10 protein-coding genes are annotated in these 16,692 nt (G+C 69.2%); 7 read left to right on the top strand and 3 right to left on the bottom strand.

Features of this window, described 5'->3' with window-relative positions; all coding sequences use genetic code 11:
- Nucleotides 1-12: 12 nt before the first annotated feature.
- The gene (locus THSYN_RS05515) at nucleotides 13-756 is read right to left on the bottom strand and encodes a glycosyltransferase family 2 protein (RefSeq protein ID WP_157817472.1); all 744 of its coding nucleotides are present in this window, start codon (nucleotides 754-756) and stop codon (nucleotides 13-15) included.
- A 378-nt stretch (nucleotides 757-1,134) separates the two neighbouring features.
- Between THSYN_RS05515 and THSYN_RS05510 the strand changes: the two genes are divergently transcribed.
- Entirely contained in the window at nucleotides 1,135-1,362 is a 228-nt protein-coding gene (locus tag THSYN_RS05510) for a transcriptional regulator, XRE family protein (protein ID WP_100918247.1), read from the top strand.
- A gap of 462 nt (nucleotides 1,363-1,824) precedes the next feature.
- Nucleotides 1,825-2,280, top strand: coding sequence for a quaternary ammonium compound efflux SMR transporter SugE (gene sugE / locus THSYN_RS05505; RefSeq protein WP_472297474.1), 456 nt, complete (start codon nucleotides 1,825-1,827; stop codon nucleotides 2,278-2,280).
- A 68-nt stretch (nucleotides 2,281-2,348) separates the two neighbouring features.
- On the opposite strand, the gene THSYN_RS05500 is transcribed toward sugE, so the two are convergent.
- On the bottom strand, nucleotides 2,349-2,897 hold the full coding sequence (locus THSYN_RS05500; protein WP_236848801.1) for a DUF2878 domain-containing protein: 549 nt from the start codon (nucleotides 2,895-2,897) through the stop codon (nucleotides 2,349-2,351).
- Nucleotides 2,898-3,217: 320 nt separating this feature from the next.
- On the opposite strand from THSYN_RS05500, the gene THSYN_RS05495 reads away from it, so the two are divergent.
- Nucleotides 3,218-8,272: a PAS domain S-box protein gene (locus THSYN_RS05495; RefSeq protein WP_100918246.1), complete on the top strand. Its 5,055-nt coding sequence runs from the start codon at nucleotides 3,218-3,220 to the stop codon at nucleotides 8,270-8,272.
- A gap of 149 nt (nucleotides 8,273-8,421) precedes the next feature.
- Complete coding sequence (recD, locus tag THSYN_RS05490; protein WP_100918245.1) at nucleotides 8,422-10,386, top strand: exodeoxyribonuclease V subunit alpha; 1,965 nt, start codon at nucleotides 8,422-8,424, stop codon at nucleotides 10,384-10,386.
- Between the two features lie 199 nt (nucleotides 10,387-10,585).
- Here recD and THSYN_RS05485 read toward each other — a convergent pair whose 3' ends face one another.
- Nucleotides 10,586-11,644, bottom strand: a complete 1,059-nt coding sequence (locus THSYN_RS05485) for an OmpA family protein (RefSeq protein ID WP_100918244.1) — start codon at nucleotides 11,642-11,644, stop codon at nucleotides 10,586-10,588.
- A 341-nt stretch (nucleotides 11,645-11,985) separates the two neighbouring features.
- On the opposite strand from THSYN_RS05485, the gene THSYN_RS05480 reads away from it, so the two are divergent.
- The 3 genes from THSYN_RS05480 to THSYN_RS05470 are packed head-to-tail and all read left to right on the top strand — an operon-like array spanning nucleotide 11,986 to nucleotide 16,594.
- Complete coding sequence (locus THSYN_RS05480; RefSeq protein ID WP_100918243.1) at nucleotides 11,986-14,607, top strand: DNA translocase FtsK; 2,622 nt, start codon at nucleotides 11,986-11,988, stop codon at nucleotides 14,605-14,607.
- Nucleotides 14,608-14,612: 5 nt separating this feature from the next.
- Nucleotides 14,613-15,284, top strand: coding sequence for an outer membrane lipoprotein periplasmic chaperone LolA (gene lolA / locus THSYN_RS05475; protein WP_100922309.1), 672 nt, complete (start codon nucleotides 14,613-14,615; stop codon nucleotides 15,282-15,284).
- Nucleotides 15,284-16,594: a replication-associated recombination protein A gene (locus tag THSYN_RS05470; protein WP_100918242.1), complete on the top strand. Its 1,311-nt coding sequence runs from the start codon at nucleotides 15,284-15,286 to the stop codon at nucleotides 16,592-16,594. Before lolA ends, THSYN_RS05470 begins: the two co-directional genes overlap by 1 nt.
- Nucleotides 16,595-16,692 lie beyond the last annotated feature (98 nt).

Here is a 16,692-nt window from a genome sequence, read left to right as displayed (position 1 = left end):
CGCTCCTCGCGGTCAACGAGCATACTTCAGCACCCCGTTGGCTGCCCACGCGGCGGTGTAATAAGCGGCAGAAAGGTAATTAAATCCAAGAAAGAACCGGTAGAGTGCGTATTGGCAGCCGAGCATCTCCCATTTGTTGCGCGACAGACTCCCAGGGTGGATACGATAGGTCGCAAGGACGCGATCGACAGGGCGGCACACGGCGACCTGCCGCATCAAGGTGAGCCACATCGCATGGTCTTCGCGTTTGTTGTCATAAGGAAAGTAAACCTTACCGATTCGTCGGGCGTCGTACATGGTGCTCAAAGTGGAAAGCGGGTTCGTGTAAAGAAGCGAGCGGAACGTTACGTCCCGCGTTGCCCGGAAGTCAGAGAGCAATGGCGCAAGGTACTGGTCCGTGCGGCGATAACCGCAGTACGCAGCTTCTTCTCTTTTTTCTAATAAAAATCGCGACATGACTCGGAGAAATTCCGGTTCCCACAGGTCGTCGCTATCGATGAAGGTGACGAAGCGACCCCGCGCAGTAGTGAGACATGTGTTATAAGACGCTGCCGCGCCCCGATGCATCTTGGAGGTAATAAGTTTGACGCGAGAGTCGCTGATCGCGCTGATAATCTCAACCGAGCGATCCGTCGATCGATCATCGGTGATGATCCATTCCCAATTTCCCTCGGTTTGGGCAAATACTGAGTCAATGGTATCCTGGATATAACGCTCTGCGTTGTAGCATGGCGTAACGATGGAGATCAGTGGCATCGAAGCGCGTCCACGTTCGTTGAAAATGCAGGCGCGCCGGATTATAGCCGGATGGCAAGTCGGGGGCGTACCCCGGTTTCCCCCTTTGTTCCGAACCTTAGCTCCCTGCCCGACCCTTCGCTGCCTTGATCCCGTGGCTTGTGGTCGCGGACACTGTCCCAGGTCCCGCGGACCACGCCTCGACGGCGTCACCCAACTCCGGCCGCCGTTCCACGCGCTCCAGGCGGCGCCGCAGGTCGGCGATCTCATCGGCGCGGGCGGCGTCGACTGCGTGGAACGCGGCTAGGTGATGATCAAGCGAGGCAAGGCCGGTCTCGATCCCGGTGAAGCGCAGGCGCATCTCAGCTTGGAGTACGATAGCAATGCCTGGAGAAAGAAATGAACGCGGCGCTCGATGTTGAAAAGCTCATTCCCGTCCGGCAAGCGCTGAACTCGGCTGCCCCTATTTCTCAAATCGAGTCAGAACTTGATGATGAGCAGGTCACGCCTTTCCTCAATGACTTGCTCGATGTCATCCGAGACGATCCCAGGCACCCTCTTTACTCGCTCGTCTCCGTGGTTGGTGATCTCTTGAAGGCGTATGAAATCGATCATGAGCCGATTTAGAAGGTGAGTTGCCCCTAACCTTGTAGGATTGGCGGCAGAGGATAGGGGCAGGTCTTGACTTGTACCCAGGAAACGAAACGAACCCCATTATGGGGCCTCGGGGGCAGTTTAATTATTTCACGCTCTGCGGCAGACGTGATCGAGTAAACTGTCCCCGGAACCCGCTACCTCCCTAGCCGACACGAGGCAATCGACAGATGCGAACAGGCTCCACACCGCGCCTCAAGGTACTCGTTTCACTCGTACTGTAACCACTGAGTACAACGATTTCAAGCGGCATTTCAAGATCCGGTTTGTGAGCCCTCAGCACGGTAACCAGGTACTCGCGACGTTTACCAGCACCACCGAACCGTTCGCACAGACCTTCAATGAGTCGTCCGGCGGGTGCAGCCCGTCGCAATGACGAGAAATAGGCAAGAAAAGAGATGCGAGCCCGTTACCTTAGGAGCCGAGATTCATGTCATGGCCCATCCCTCTATCGACCCGGCTCCCGTTATCCTCGGTAAGAACGCGGCCGACCTAATCCGCGGGTTTGCGAGTCATCACGGCTCGATATCCGCGACCATCATGCCCTCGTCCACAACATCGGTAGCGCCCATGGCTTGGTTTCTTCTCGTCTTGGCTGGCCTCTTCGAGATCGGCTGGGCCATCGGGCTCAAGTACACAGAAGGCTTCACGCGACTCTGGCCCACGGTTGGCACTATCGCCGCAATGATGATCAGTCTCGGGCTTTTGGGTGTGGCTATGCAGTCCTTGCCCGTAGGCACCTCCTACGCCGTCTGGGTCGGGGTGGGCGCGGTGGGCACTGCAATCCTTGGCATCATGCTCTTGGGCGAGTCGGCGAGCCCCGGGCGTTTGGTCAGCCTGGGGCTTATCGTCGGCGGCATCATCGGCCTCAAGCTGTCCTCTGGCGCGTAACCCAGGCACTCCCGGCCCCTTTTCCCTCACGCCGACCAACGGCGCCGTACCCTGGCGCCGGGCGGGCCCTACGGACCTGTCGCGACCTCATCACCCAGCCCGGGCGGGTCGAAGTCCAGCTTGATGGCGATCCAGCAGGCCAGCGGCATCAGGATCGACCAGCCGCCCGCGAGCACGGCGAGCGCCACGACGGGGTCGGGAAAGTTCACCGCCCCGAGCCGCATCCCCGCGTAGTAGGCGAGCGGCCCGCCCAGGGCCCCGAACAGGGTCGCCAGGCGCCAGCGTCCGAGCAGCCACCGCAGGGAGACATGCAGCGTGGTGGCGAACCCCGCCCACATGGCGATGATCCACACCGGGGCGAGCCAGGGCAGGACGACACCCGATGGGTATTCGAGTATGCCGAGTCCGACCAGAAGCCCGTCCCACAGTGCGCCGATCGCGGCGACCGTCAGGATCAGGAGCGCGTCCCGCCCCGGCGCGGGCACCAGGACCAGGTGAATCGCCACCGCCACCGCGGTCACGGCGACGCCGACCCAGGGCAGCTGATGGGCGCCCCCGAGGACGCAGGCGAACCAGGCAATCTGATAGGCGACAAAGTTCAGCAGTACACGAGACACATAGCCTCCGGTCAGGACGGCACCAACCTTTAGAAAGAAGGTGCGCCTGGCCCCGCGGAAAGCAACCCGCGGCCGGGGCGGGCAACGGCAGCGGGCGCCCGGATCTTGAGGAGGTTAGGCGCGGCTGGACCATCGCTATCGGCGTTCGCAACGAGGTGTGCCGCGGCCCGGCGCCCGCGCCCGGCGGCGGGATGATCGGGACCACCGGCATCCCGGATGGTCGCAACGCCGACGTGCCGCGGCGCCGCTTCTGCCATACTAGCAGCGGGCGCCTGGCTGCATTTTAGGCGCGCGCCCTTGGCCCAGGGGGAATTTCGACGGTGTTACTACGGCTCGCGGCAGCGGTCCTGCTCAGTGCGCTCATCGGCCTCTCCAGCGCTCTGGCGGGTGTCTTGACCGGTACCGGCGCGGCCCAGGCCGAAACCGGTACCGCCGCGGTCGCGGCGCCCGCCCCCCTGGTGGTGGTGCTGGCCTCCTACCACCAGGGCGACGCCTGGACGGACCAGGAAGTCGCCGGTCTCCTGGCGGGCCTGAAGTCCGCCGACCCGGCCCTGGTGCCGATGGTCGAGTACCTGGACACCAAGCGCTTCCCCGACCCCGGACACCTGGCGTTCCTGCAGGAAACCCTGGCGCGCAAGTACCGGGAGCGCCCCCCGGCCCTGGTCATCGCCCTCGACAACCCCGCCTTCGACCTGCTGCGGACCTATCCCCAAGACCTGTTTCCCGGTGTCCCCGTGGTCTTTGCCGGGGTCAACGGCTTTCACCCGGAGTGGCTGCACGAGCGCCCGGCAACGACCGGGGTCGCCGAGGTCGAGGACATCGCTGGGACCCTGGAACTGGCGCTGCGCCTGCATCCGGGCACCCGGCGGGTACTGGTGATCGACGACGACACCGCCAGCGGTCGCGCGATGCGCCGCGCGATGCAGGCCATGGTGCCGGATTTGGGCGGGCGCGTGGCGGTCGACTTCGCCCCCGCGGTCCCCTTTGCGGAACTGGCGGGGCAACTCGCCGCCCTGCCCCCGGACAGCCTGGTGCTCATCCTGACCTATGTGACCGATGCGGCGGACCGGGTCTTTTCCCGCGAAGAAAGCACCCACCTGATCGCCGCCGCGAGCCCGGTCCCGGTCTATGCCATGCATGCGACCCGCCTGGGCCACGGCATCGTCGGCGGCCTGCTGCTCGACGGCCGGGAGCACGGCGCCCAGGCGGCGGCCCTGGCGCGGCGGGTGCTGGCCGGGGAGGACCCGACGCGGGTCCCGGTAGAATTGAGCCGCTCCTACCCGGAGTTCGACGACGATGAGCTGCGCCGGCTGCGCATCGCCGCGACCGCCCTGCCGCCGGACAGCCGGGTCATCAATCGCCCCGTGACCCTCTATGCCCAGTACCGCGGACTGGTCCTGGGCGCGTTGACGGTGCTCGCGTCCCTGTCGTTTGCGCTCCTGGTGCTGACCCTGGCGACGTTGCGCGCCCGGCGTGCCGAGGCGGCCCTGCGCCAGGCGCAGGAGCGGCTCGATCTGGCCGTGCAGGGGGCCAATCTGGGGCTCTACGACGCGGACTTCAGGACCGGCACGGTGCGCTTCAACGAGTGCTACGAACACCTCCTGGGCTACGCCCCCGGGCAGTTGCAGTTGACGGCAGCGGGGTGGTTGGAGTTGATCCACCCGGCGGACCGCTCGCGGGTGGAACAGTCGGCAACGCAATCGCGGCGGACCCGGGCACGTTTCGAGGCCGAGTACCGGGTGCGCCACCGGGCCGGACACTGGCTCTGGGTACTCGACCGCGGCCACGCCTTCGACTGGGACGCGGACGGCGAGCCGCGACGCGGGGCCGGCACCCTGCTCGATATCACCGGGCGCAAGGAGTCGGAGGAGCGGATCGCGCGCCTCTCGCGGCTTTACCAGACCTTGAGCGACACCAGTCAGGCGATCGTGCGGACTCCGGACGAGACCGAACTGTTCCGGCAGGTGTGCGACATCGCACTGCGCCTGGCGGGCTTCGGGCTGGTGTGGATCGGGCTCGCGGACCGCGCGCACAACCGCGTGCTCCCGGTCGCGGCGGCAGGCGCGGCGGCGCAGTCACTGCGCACGCTCGCGATCCCGCTCGACCCGCCCCCGCCGCCGGGCACCACCCTGGCCGCCGCCGTGCTCGCGGCCGGCGCGAGCCTGGTCAGCAACGATTGGGCGGCCGACCAGGGGCCTGGGGGCGGCGGGGAAGCGTCCGCGCCGACCGGCCTGGGCGCGGTCGCCTGCCTGCCCCTGCGGCGCGGCGGGCAGCCGGTCGGGGTACTGGAGGTCGGCGCCGCGGGTCCGGGCTATTTCGACGCCGAGGTCATGGCCCTGCTCGAGGAGATGGCCCAGGACCTCTCCTACGCCCTGGACAACCTGGACCGCTCCCGCGCCCTGGCCGAGTCGCACGCACTGATCGCGGCCCAGAAGGCCTTCTACGAGGACATCCTGGGGCGGGTCCAGGAGGGCATCCTGGCGACCGACGCGCAGCAGCGCGTCACCTACACGAACCCGGCCATGACCCGGATCGCGGGGGTGTCGGCCGCGGCCTTTCTCGGGCGCCACGCCCTGGACGGATTTGCGCCGGAGACGGTGGGTGAACTGCGCCCCCTGTTTCTCCAGGCCATGGAAGCGCGCACGCCCACGCCCTGGGCCCTGCAACTCGTGACCCCGCAGGGCCGGGACGCCTGGCAGGCCGGCTGGCTGCTGCCCAGGTTCGGGGCCGCGGGCTACCTGGGGATGATCTGCACCGTCAGGGACATCACCGCGGAACACACGGCGGAGTTGGCCCTGGCGCAACAGCGCGACCAGTTGGAGGCGACCGTCACCGCCCGCACCGCGGCCCTGCGCGCCGCGCAGGAGGAACAACGCCTGATCCTGGAGTCCAGCGCGAGCGGCCTCTGCGGTCTCGCCCCGGACGGCACCATCAGCTTCGCCAATCCGGCCGCCTGCCGCCTCCTGGGTTACCCGGCGGAGGCGTTGGTCGGCGCCGCACTCCACGACCTGGTCCATCATTCCCGGCCGGACGGCAGCCCCTACCCGGCGGCGCAGTGCCCGATGGGTGCCACCCTGCGCGACGGCCACACGGTCAGGGTCGACGACGAGGTCTTCTGGCGGGCGGACGGTCAGGCGATCCCGGTCATCTACTCCGCCCACCCGATGGTCCGGGACACCGTGACCGTCGGCGCCGTGGTGAGCTTTCTCGACATCACCGAGCGGCGGCGCCTGGAGGAGCGGCTGCGCCGGTTGGCCGGCGCGGTGGAGGGCATCGCCGGGGTCCGGGACCTGGCCGGGCTGGCGGGCATCGTGTGCGCCGCGGCGCGTCGGCTCACCGGGGCCGACGGGGCCTGCCTGGTGCTGCGCGACGGGGAAACCTGCCACTATGTCGGCGAGGACGCCATCGGCCCACTCTGGGCCGGCCGCCGCTTCCCCCTGGACGCCAGCGCCGCCGGCTGGGTCATCCGCCACGCCGCGCCCCTCACCCTGGACGACATCGCCGAGGACCCGCGGGTCCCGCCGGACCTCTATGAAGGGACCTTCGTGCGGGGCCTCTGTGTGGTCCCGGTCGGCCGCACCCAACCCCTGGGCGCCATCGGTTGCTATTGGGCGCAACCCCATCGTACCCGCGACGAGGCGGTGGACCTGGCCCAAGCCCTGGCGGACGCGACGGCGGTGGGGCTCGCCAACCTGGATCTCATCGCCCGCCTCACCGAGGCGCGCGCCACGGCCGAGCACCTGGCCCAAGTCAAGAGCCTCTTTCTGGCCAACATGAGCCACGAGATCCGCACCCCCATGAACGCCATCCTGGGGCTCGCCCACCTGCTGCACCGGGGCACCCGGGACCCGGACCAGCACGACAAGCTCGGCAAGATCGCCAAGGCGGCCAACCATCTGCTCGCCATCCTCAACGACATCCTGGACTTCTCCAAGATCGAGGCGGGCAAGCTCGAGTTGGAGGAGTGCGAGGTCGACCTGGCCGCGGTGCTCGCGCACGCCGCCGCGCTGGTGGCGGATGAGGCGCGCGCCAAGGGTCTGGAGTTGGCGGTGCATCTGGACCCCGCCCTGACGGCCGACCCGATGCTGCGCGGGGACCCCACCCGGCTCACCCAACTGGTGCTCAATTATCTCGTCAATGCGGTGAAGTTCACCGAGCGGGGGACCATCGCCCTGGAGGCCGGGATCATCACGGAGGGCCCGGACGCGCGCCTGGTGCGCTGCGCCGTGCGCGACACCGGACCCGGCATCGACCCGGCGGACCAGGGGCGCCTGTTCGACGCCTTCGAGCAGTTGGACCCCTCGACCACCCGCCGCCATGGCGGCACCGGGCTGGGGCTCGCCATCAACCGGCGCCTGGCCGAACGCATGGGCGGGGCCGTCGGGGTCCAGAGCCGGCCCGGGGCGGGCAGTACCTTCTGGTTCACCGCCCGGCTGGGGCGGGGGGCGCGGGCGTCGGGCGGCGCCGGGGACCAGCCGAGCGCCGCCGCGGCACAGGCCACGGACGCGGCGGAGCTGGCCCTGCGCCGCGCGCACCCGGGGGCGCGCGTGCTGCTCGCCGAGGACAACCCCATCAACCAGGAGGTCGCCCTGGAACTGTTGCGCGGGGCCGGGCTCCATGCCGACTTGGCGGCCGACGGCGCGCAGGCCGTGGCGCTGGCGCGGGCAGCCCCCTATGACCTGATCCTCATGGACATGCAGATGCCGGTTCTGGACGGCCTGGAGGCGACCGCGCTGATCCGCGCCCTCCCCGGCTACGCCGCCACCCCGATCCTGGCCCTGACCGCCAACGCCTTCGGCGAAGACCGCGCCCGCTGTCTGGCCGCGGGGATGAACGACCATGTGGGTAAGCCGGTGGACCCGGCCGTGCTGTTCGCCGCCCTGCTGCGCTGGCTGCCGCCCGGGGCGGCCCCGCCAATCCCGGCAGCGGACGCCGGCGCGGACCCGGCGGCCGGGCCCAGAGCGGCGGCCGACACGACGCCGCAGCGCACCGCGCCACTGGCCCGCCTCGCCGCGATCCCCGGCCTGGACACCGCCCTGGCACTGCGCCACCTCGCCGGCCGGGTCGAGCGCCTCGCGCACCTGCTGCGGGTCTTCGCCGACAGCCACCGTGAGGCCCCGGCCCGCCTGCGCGAGCGCCTGGACTGCGGCGACGGCGACGGCGCCCGCCGCATTGCCCACGGCCTCAAGGGCGCCGCCGCCACCCTGGGCGCCACCGCCATCCAGGCCCAGGCGCTGGACCTGGAACTGGCACTGCGCGAGGCGCGCTCGCGCGCCGAGCTGGAGCCCTTGATCGAGCGCCTGGAGGAGACCCTGGGCGCCCTGCTGGACGCGCTGCGCGCCGCCCTTGAGCCAGGGACCGCGTCTGAAGGATGAAGGATGAAGGATGAAGGATGAAGGGGGGGCCGCGTCTGCGCGCCCCTGCGTGAGATATTGCTGAGATGACTGACGCATAGATGCAGAGCGAGCGCATTATCGTCCGGCCTATCACGGCGGCGCGGCATGTTGTGTGACCGGAGAAGACAATGCTGATGAATCCAGACTGCCCGGACGCTTGCCCCCTCCCCCACGCCCTTACGGACCCGGCACAACGGGCCTTTATCGACAGCCTGCGCCAGGCGGTGGCGCTGCGGCGGCTGCGGGCACTCGACTTGCACTTCGCCCGCCAAGTGGCGGAGTTGGTCGGTGAGGCGACCGGACCGCGCCTGCTGGCCGCGGCCCTGGTCAGCCGGCAGGTGGGCGCGGGGGACCTGTGTCTGGACCTGCCGGGGCTGGCGGGGCGCCCGCCCTTCCCGGAGTTGCCGTGGCTGCTGGCCCCGCCGCTTGCGCAGTGGCGGGCCGAGCTGCTGGCCTGGCCGGCGGTGCAGGGCGCCGCGGATGCCCTGGCAGGGGGCGCGCACTCGCCCCTGATCCTGGACGCCGCGGACCGGCTCTATCTGGGGCGCTACTGGCACTTCGAGCGGGGGGTGGCACAGGCCATCGGGGCGCGCGCCGCGGGCCTGGCGGCGGGGGTGGATCGCGAACGCCTGGCGGCGGGGCTCGCGCGCCTGTTCCCGGCCGCGCCGCACGGCACCCTCGACCGGCAGCGGGTGGCGGCGGCCATGGCCGTGTTGCGGCCCCTATGTGTGATCTCCGGCGGTCCCGGCACCGGCAAGACCCGCACCGTCACCGCCTGTCTGGCGCTCCTGATCGACCAGGCCCGCGCCCGCGGCGAGACCCTGCGGATCGGACTCGCGGCACCCACCGGCAAGGCGGCGACCCGCTTGACGCAGTCCATCCGCCAGGCCAAGGCGGCGCTGCTGGGCGACGGCGCACTGGACGCGGGGAGCGCGGACGCCATCCCCGAGGCGGCGACGACCCTGCATCGGCTGCTCGGTACCAGGCCGGGCCGCGCCGCGCCGCGTCACGGGCCGGACAACCCGCTGCACCTGGACCTGCTGGTGGTGGACGAGGCGTCCATGCTCGACCTGCCGCTCGCCGCCCGGCTCCTGGCCGCCCTGCCCGCGGCCTGCCGCCTGATTCTGCTGGGTGATCGGGAGCAACTCGCCTCGGTCCAGGCCGGGGCGGTGCTGGCCGACCTCTGCGGGCGGGGGCGCGAGCCCGGGTGGTCCGCGACCTTGGCCGCGGCCCTGGCCGAGGTGGGTGCCACACCGACCGCGGGGAGCGTCGGCGCCGGGCACTTGGCCAACCCTGACCCGTGCTGCCACCCGGGTCTGGGCGACGCCATCGCCCTGCTGCGTCGCGGCTACCGGTTCCTGCCCGGCAGTGGAATCCATGCCGTCTCCGCCGCCATCCAGCGGGGCGATGGTGCCGGGGTTGTGGCGGCCTGCGCGGCCGACCACGCCGACGCCCGACGCCTGGACCTGGACGGCGCCGATCTCGCGGCCTTCATTGCCGGATTCGTGGTGCCCCGGCACCGCCTGGTGATGGCCGCCGCCGACCCGACCGCGGCCCTGGCCGCGCTCGGCCGCTATCGGGTCCTGTGCGCGGTGCATGACGGACCAGCGGGACTGCAAAGGCTCAATCGGATCGCCGAGCAGGCCTTGGCCGCCGCCGGTCTCATCCGGCCCACGGGCGGACTCTACGCCGGCCAACCGCTCCTGGTGACCGCCAACGACTATGACCTGCGGCTCTACAACGGCGATGTGGGGATACTGCTGCCGGACCCCGCGGCCGGGGGCGAACTGCGCGCCTGGTTCGAGACCGCGGAGGGCCTGCGGCGGCTCTCACCCCATCGCCTGCCGACGCTCGAGACGCTGTTCGCGATGACGGTGCACAAGAGCCAGGGGTCTGAATTCGATGAGGTGGTGTTGGTGCTGCCGCCCCATGACAGCCGGGTACTGACCCGGGAGTTGATCTACACTGGGGTGACGCGGGCGCGTCGCCAGGTGACCCTGGTGGCCGGTGCGCAACGTCTGGCGGCGGCGGTGCACCGGCAGGTGCAGCGCTCCTCCGGCCTGTATGACGCACTGTGGCCGACGGTGGACTGAGAGCGGGTTGCCGGTGGTTGTCGTTGTCGTTGTCGTTGTCGTTGTCGTTGTCGAGGTTATCGTAGCGCCCCGGATTCCCTACCTACGCCAAATTGCAGCGATTCTTCGATTGCGATTACGACCACGACAACGACGGCACGACCGCCGCGGATTGGGCCGGACGACGTTATGGGTCATCCGGCCCGCCGATGCCGATCCATCACTCCTTCGGGGTAATCCCTTCCACCGTGACCTCGACCCGACGGTTGGGTCCGTAGCACGCAATCAGGGCCTCCCTGGACTTGGCGGCGGCGCAGTCGGCCGGGGTCACCTTGAGCTGGGTCTTGCCGAAGCCTTGGGCCGTGATGCGATCACCGGCGACACCATCGGTGATCAGTTGCTGGCGCACGGTGTTGGCGCGGCGGTCCGACAGGGCCAGGTTGAACTCCTCCGAGCCGATCGGATCGGTGTGGCCGGCGACCCGGACACCGTCGTAGTTGGACTGATCCAGGTCGCGGGCGAAGTTGTTGATCGTGCTCACGCCGGTGGGCGAGAGGTCCGACCGGTTGAAGGCGAACAGGGTATCCGCGGACAGCTCCACGGTGCGGTTCACCTTGGTGACCGCGCGCGAACCCAACGGGATCACCACGCCGGCGGTCACAATCGTGTCGCCGAGGGTCTTGTTGTTGACCACCCGGTCGGTCACGTCGTTGTAGTCAAAGCCGGCATCGATCCGGTAGCGGGCGTCCATGCGGAACGAGATCCAGTCGGTGATCGGGACGATGAAGCCGGCGCCGACCTCGCCCATAAAGCTCCACTGGCTCTCGGAAATACAGAGCCCGTTATTGTAGTAGCCGTGGGCGCAGAGTTCGACCTTGTCCTGGATGGCACCGATGCCGGCCAGGAGGAAGGGCTGGAATTTGCCGCGGCTGAAGAAGAACAGCCCATCCACGCCGATGTCGAAGATCTTGTTCGTACCGTCGATCTTCGTAATGTTGTTGTCCGCGTGCGTGTAGTACCAACTGTTGGACAGGTCCGTGTAGGTCGCACGCAGTTCCAGGTTGAACCATTGGCTCAGCGGCTTGCCGACGGCCAGACCGCCGCCCCAGCCGTTGTTGACCTCGCGGTCGTTGTCGGCCCAGGTGTACATGGCGAAGGGCGCGATGTACCAGCGGTCGTCGAAGCCGGGCCCGGCGGCCTGGTAGTCGGCCTGGGCGATCGCGGTGAGGGGTGCGGCGAGAACGAGTGCCGACAGAGTGCTGATTGCTAAGGTTTTCATGGAAAATTACTCCCCCGAGGTGGGATGGGAAAAACACGATCGATGCGCAAATGCCGGGCGGCGATCTTCGGGTGCGGCCAGGCACGCAGTGCAAAATTAGCACATGTATCCTAATTGCACCGAAAAATTTTTCGTCGGCACCTGATTGCGCCGGTTCGGGCGCACGGCGGTCAAGCCTGTTGTAAGTACGCCTGATCCGGACAGCGCCGGGCCGGACCGGGCGCGCGCCTGCGTTACGGCGGCCGCTACACCCCTGCCGAACCCTAGTAAAGTACCCGAGAAACTTTTCGTAAGGCTATAATGTCGAGCAAGTTTGTCGAACAGATTTCCGGAAGGTGCTTATGGCTCAGGCGACGCGTAGCGGACAGTTGACCTTCAGCGACTATGTCGAGCGGGCGCTCCGTGAGGGGGCCATGTGGGCGCTGATGTGCGTCGCCCTCTACCTGGTGTTGTCGCTCGCCAGCTACAGCCCACAGGATGCCGGCTGGTCCTATGTCGGCGAGACGGACGGCGTGACCAATGCGGGCGGACGCACCGGGGCCTGGTTTGCCGATGCCGGTCTTTATCTCTTCGGCTATTTTGCCTATCTGCTGCCCCTGATGGTCGCCTTCAGCGCCTGGGTGGTGTTTCGCGGACGCGCAGACGACGAGCGGCCCCGCGCCTGGCTGTTGGCGCTGCGCTGGATCGGCTTCCTGCTCACCCTGGCGGCCGGCTGCGGCTTCGCCGCCATGCACTTGACGGCCCTGGGCGCCGACTTGGCCAACGGCCCCGGCGGCGGTCTCGGGCACGCGGTCAGCGGCCTGATGCAGGAGCGCTTCGGCCCCGGGACCGAGGTGTTGCTGGCCGGGGTCCTCCTGGTGGGCGTCACCCTGTTCTCCGGCGTTTCCTGGCTCACCATCCTGTATTGGCTGGGGGACGGTCTGTTGCAGGGTGCGCGTAACCTGGGGACCCTGAGCACCGGCGCCCTGTCGTCCCTTGGTCAGTCCCTGCGCCGGCGGCGGGGCGGCTCCCGCGGCGGCGAACTGCCCGCCGACCTCAACCTGATCGACCCCGCCGACCTGGCGCAGGAGCGCGCCGCGGCGGATGCGCGGGACGACTGGCCGGAGCCCGCGGCCGAGCCCTTGTCCGCGTCGACACCCGCGCACCATCTCGAACCCCAGTGCGACGCCCACTTCGACCCGGCGTCCGACCCCGGCACCGACCCCGCGCCCGCGCCGCAAGCATCCGATCACCTCATGACCCTCTCCGATCTGATGATGCACCAGCGGCCGGTCCCCAAGGATGCGCCCCGGGTCCAGGCGCTGCGCCGCCCTGTAGCGCCCCCCGTGGCCCCGCCAACGGCGCCGGCCTCGGACCCGGACCCGGCGCCCCTGCCGGACCCGCGCTTTGTGCCGAATGCGTTGCGCCTGGCGGATACGCAGGACCCGGCCGACGCGCGGGACGCGCTCGATGCCGAAACCGCGGCGCTCGCTCGCCCGCCGCTCTCCCTCCTGGACCCGGCGCGCAAGACCGGCAAGGGCTACTCGGACGCCCAGATCGAGGACCTGTCGCGCCTGGTGGAGGTGAAACTAAAGGACTTCGGCGTCGTCGCCGAGGTGGTGGCGGCCTATCCCGGGCCGGTGGTGACGCTGTTTGAGCTGCAACTGGCCCCCGGTACCAAGTCCAGCAAGATCTCCGGCCTGTCCAAGGACCTGGCCCGCGCCCTGTCCAAGATCAGCGTGCGGGTGGTGGAGGTGATCCCGGGCAAGTCGGTGATCGGCATCGAGATCCCCAACGAGGAGCGGGAGACCGTGTTCCTGAGCGAGATCCTGGGCGCCCCCGAGTACCAGGACGCCAAGTCGCCGCTGAGCCTGGCCTTGGGCAGCAATATCTCCGGTGAGCCGGTGGTGGTGGATCTCGCGAAGATGCCCCACGCCCTGATCGCGGGCACCACCGGCTCCGGCAAGTCGGTGGCCATCAACGCAATGATCCTGAGCCTGCTCTACAAGGACGGCCCGCGCGACGTGCGCCTGATCATGGTGGACCCCAAGATGCTGGAGCTCTCCATCTACGAGGGCATCCCCCACCTGCTGACCCCCGTCGTGACCGACATGAAGGAGGCGGCCAATGCCCTGCGCTGGTGTGTCGGGGAGATGGAGCGCCGCTATCGGCTGATGGCCGCGCTCGGGGTGCGCAACATCGGCGGCTACAACCGCAAGGTCGCGGAGGCCGAGGCCGCCGGGACCCCGCTGCGCGACCCCCTCCTGGCCGCGGCCTTCGCCGCCGAGCCGGGGGTCGAGGTGCCGACCATCGGTCACCTGCCCTACATCGTGGTCATCATCGACGAACTGGCGGACATGATGATGGTGGTGGGCAAGAAGGTGGAGGAACTCATCGCCCGCCTGGCCCAGAAGGCGCGCGCCTCCGGCATTCATCTGATGCTCGCCACCCAGCGGCCCTCGGTGGACGTCCTCACCGGGCTCATCAAGGCCAACATCCCCACCCGCATCTCCTTCCAGGTCAGTTCGCGCATCGACTCGCGCACGGTCCTGGATCAGATGGGCGCCGAGACCCTGCTCGGCCACGGCGACATGCTCTATCTGCCGCCCGGCGGCAACATACCGCAGCGGGTACACGGCGCCTTCGTGGACGACCACGAGGTCCACAACGTGGTGAACTTCCTCAAGGCCCAGGGCGGCCCGGACTATCTGGAGGACGTCCTGCGCGAGCCCCAGGAGGTCCTGCCGGGGATCGATCCGGAACCCCGCGGCGACGTGGAGGACACCGACCCACTGTTCGACGAGGCGGTACAGATCGTTGTGGAAGGGCGCCGCGCCTCCATCTCGGGGGTACAGCGCCGACTCAAGATCGGTTACAACCGCGCCGCGCGCATGATCGAGGAGATGGAGCGCATCGGCATCGTCGGCCCCGCGGAGACCAACGGCAACCGCGAGGTGCTGGCACCCCCACCCCGCGAGGAATGATCCCCATGCCCCAGACCCACCGCGGCGCCGCGCCCTCAGGCCGACGCCGGCGTCCTTTCACCCTCCTGCTGCTGGCCGGCCTCATCGGCCTTGGGCTCGGCCTGGACTCCGCCGCCGCCGACGGGCGGGCGCGCCTGGAGACCTTCCTGAAGGGCCTGACCAGCCTCCAGTCGAGCTTCGAGCAGACCACCTTCAATGCCGACCGCACCCGCGTGACGCAGGGGCGTGGCACCCTTTACCTGCAACGCCCGGGGCGCTTCCGCTGGGAGTACGACGCCCCGAACAAGCAGGTGATCATCGCCGACGGCAAGCGGGTCTATCTCCACGACCTGGATCTCGATCAGGTCTCCCACCAGAGCGAGGAGAAGGCCCTGCGCGGCACCCCGGCCCTGCTGCTGGCGAACGATGCCCCGATCGAGCGGGACTTCAATACCCGCCCGATCGAGAGCACCGACGGGCGCGACTGGGTGGAACTGACCCCCAAGGCCAAGGACACCGACATCGTGCGAATCGAACTGGGCTTCGGGTCCACGGGCCTGGAGAGCATGATCATGGAGGACAGCTTCGGGCAGGAGACGCGGCTGAACTTCGGCCAGACCAAGCGCAACCCGATCCTCGACCTTAGCCTGTTCAAGCTGGACGAGAAGGCCGGCGGCGACTTCCTGTCCTTCGACTGATGGGCGCCGACGCCAGCGAGACCCCGCTCGCGGACCGCATGCGCCCCGGCGGGCTCGACGGCTTTGCCGGCCAGGTGCACCTGCTCGCCCCCGGCAAGCCCCTGCGCCAGGCGATCGACACCGGCCGGCTGCACTCCATGATCTTCTGGGGCCCGCCCGGGACCGGCAAGACCACCCTGGCGCGGCTGGTGGCGGCGCGCTCCGGGGCCCATTTCATCAACCTCTCCGCGGTGCTCGCCGGGGTCAAGGACATCCGCGAGGCGGTGACCGAGGCGCGCGCCCGGCGCTCGGTCGAGGACCGCGCCACCGTGCTCTTCATCGACGAGGTGCACCGCTTCAACAAGGGCCAGCAGGACGCCTTCCTACCCCATGTCGAGGACGGCACCCTGACCTTCATCGGCGCCACCACCGAAAACCCCTCCTTCGAACTCAACAACGCGCTCCTCTCCCGCGCCCGGGTCTATGTCCTCAAGCCATTGAGCCTCGACGACCTCACTGCCGTCCTGCGGCGCGCCCTGGCCGATCCCGTCCACGGGCTCGGCGCCCGCGACCTGGCACTCTCCGCCGAGGGCGCCGGGTTGCTCGCCGAAGCCGCCGACGGCGACGCCCGCCGCGCGCTCAACCTGCTGGAACTGGCCGCCAACTTGAGCCCCGGCGGGGTGATCGGGGCCGAGACCGTAGCCGCGGTGATGGCCGGGGCCCTGCGCCGCTTCGACAAGGGCGGGGACCTCTTCCACGACCAGATCTCGGCCCTGCACAAGTCCATCCGCGGCTCGGCCCCGGACGCCGCGCTGTACTGGCTGGCGCGCATGATCGACGGCGGCTGCGACCCCCTCTATATCGCCCGCCGCCTGGTGCGCATGGCGAGCGAGGACATCGGCAACGCCGACCCCCGCGCCCTGGCCCTGGCGGTCGACGCCTGGGACACCCAGGAGCGTCTGGGCTCACCCGAGGGCGAACTGGCCCTCGCCCAGGCGGCCGTCTACCTGGCCTGCGCCGCCAAGAGCAACGCCGTCTATCTCGCCTGGAACGCCGCCCTGGCCGACGCCCGCCGCGGCGGCACCGCGCCAGTCCCGCCCCACCTGCGCAACGCCCCCACCCGCCTCATGAAGGCCCTGGGCCATGGCCGCGCCTACCGCTACGCCCACGACGAGCCGGGCGGCTATGCCGCCGGCGAACGCTACTTCCCCGAAGAACTGGGCGAGCGGCGCTACTACGAGCCCACCGACCGGGGATTGGAGATCCGTATCCGCGAAAAGCTGGAGCGCCTGCGCGCCCTGGACCAGGCAGCGCGCGACGCCGCGAAATAACGGGGCACCAGGTCCGGGAAAGCCCAAGCGCCCGCGGCACCCCGTAGGATGGGTAGAGCGCAGCGAAACCCATCATTTGCGCCCACCGACGGCGCCGA

This window comes from Candidatus Thiodictyon syntrophicum (assembly GCF_002813775.1).
GTDB lineage: Bacteria > Pseudomonadota > Gammaproteobacteria > Chromatiales > Chromatiaceae > Thiodictyon > Thiodictyon syntrophicum.
Note: the sequence above shows the minus strand (reverse complement) of the source record. Positions and strands in the feature narration are given on the sequence as shown.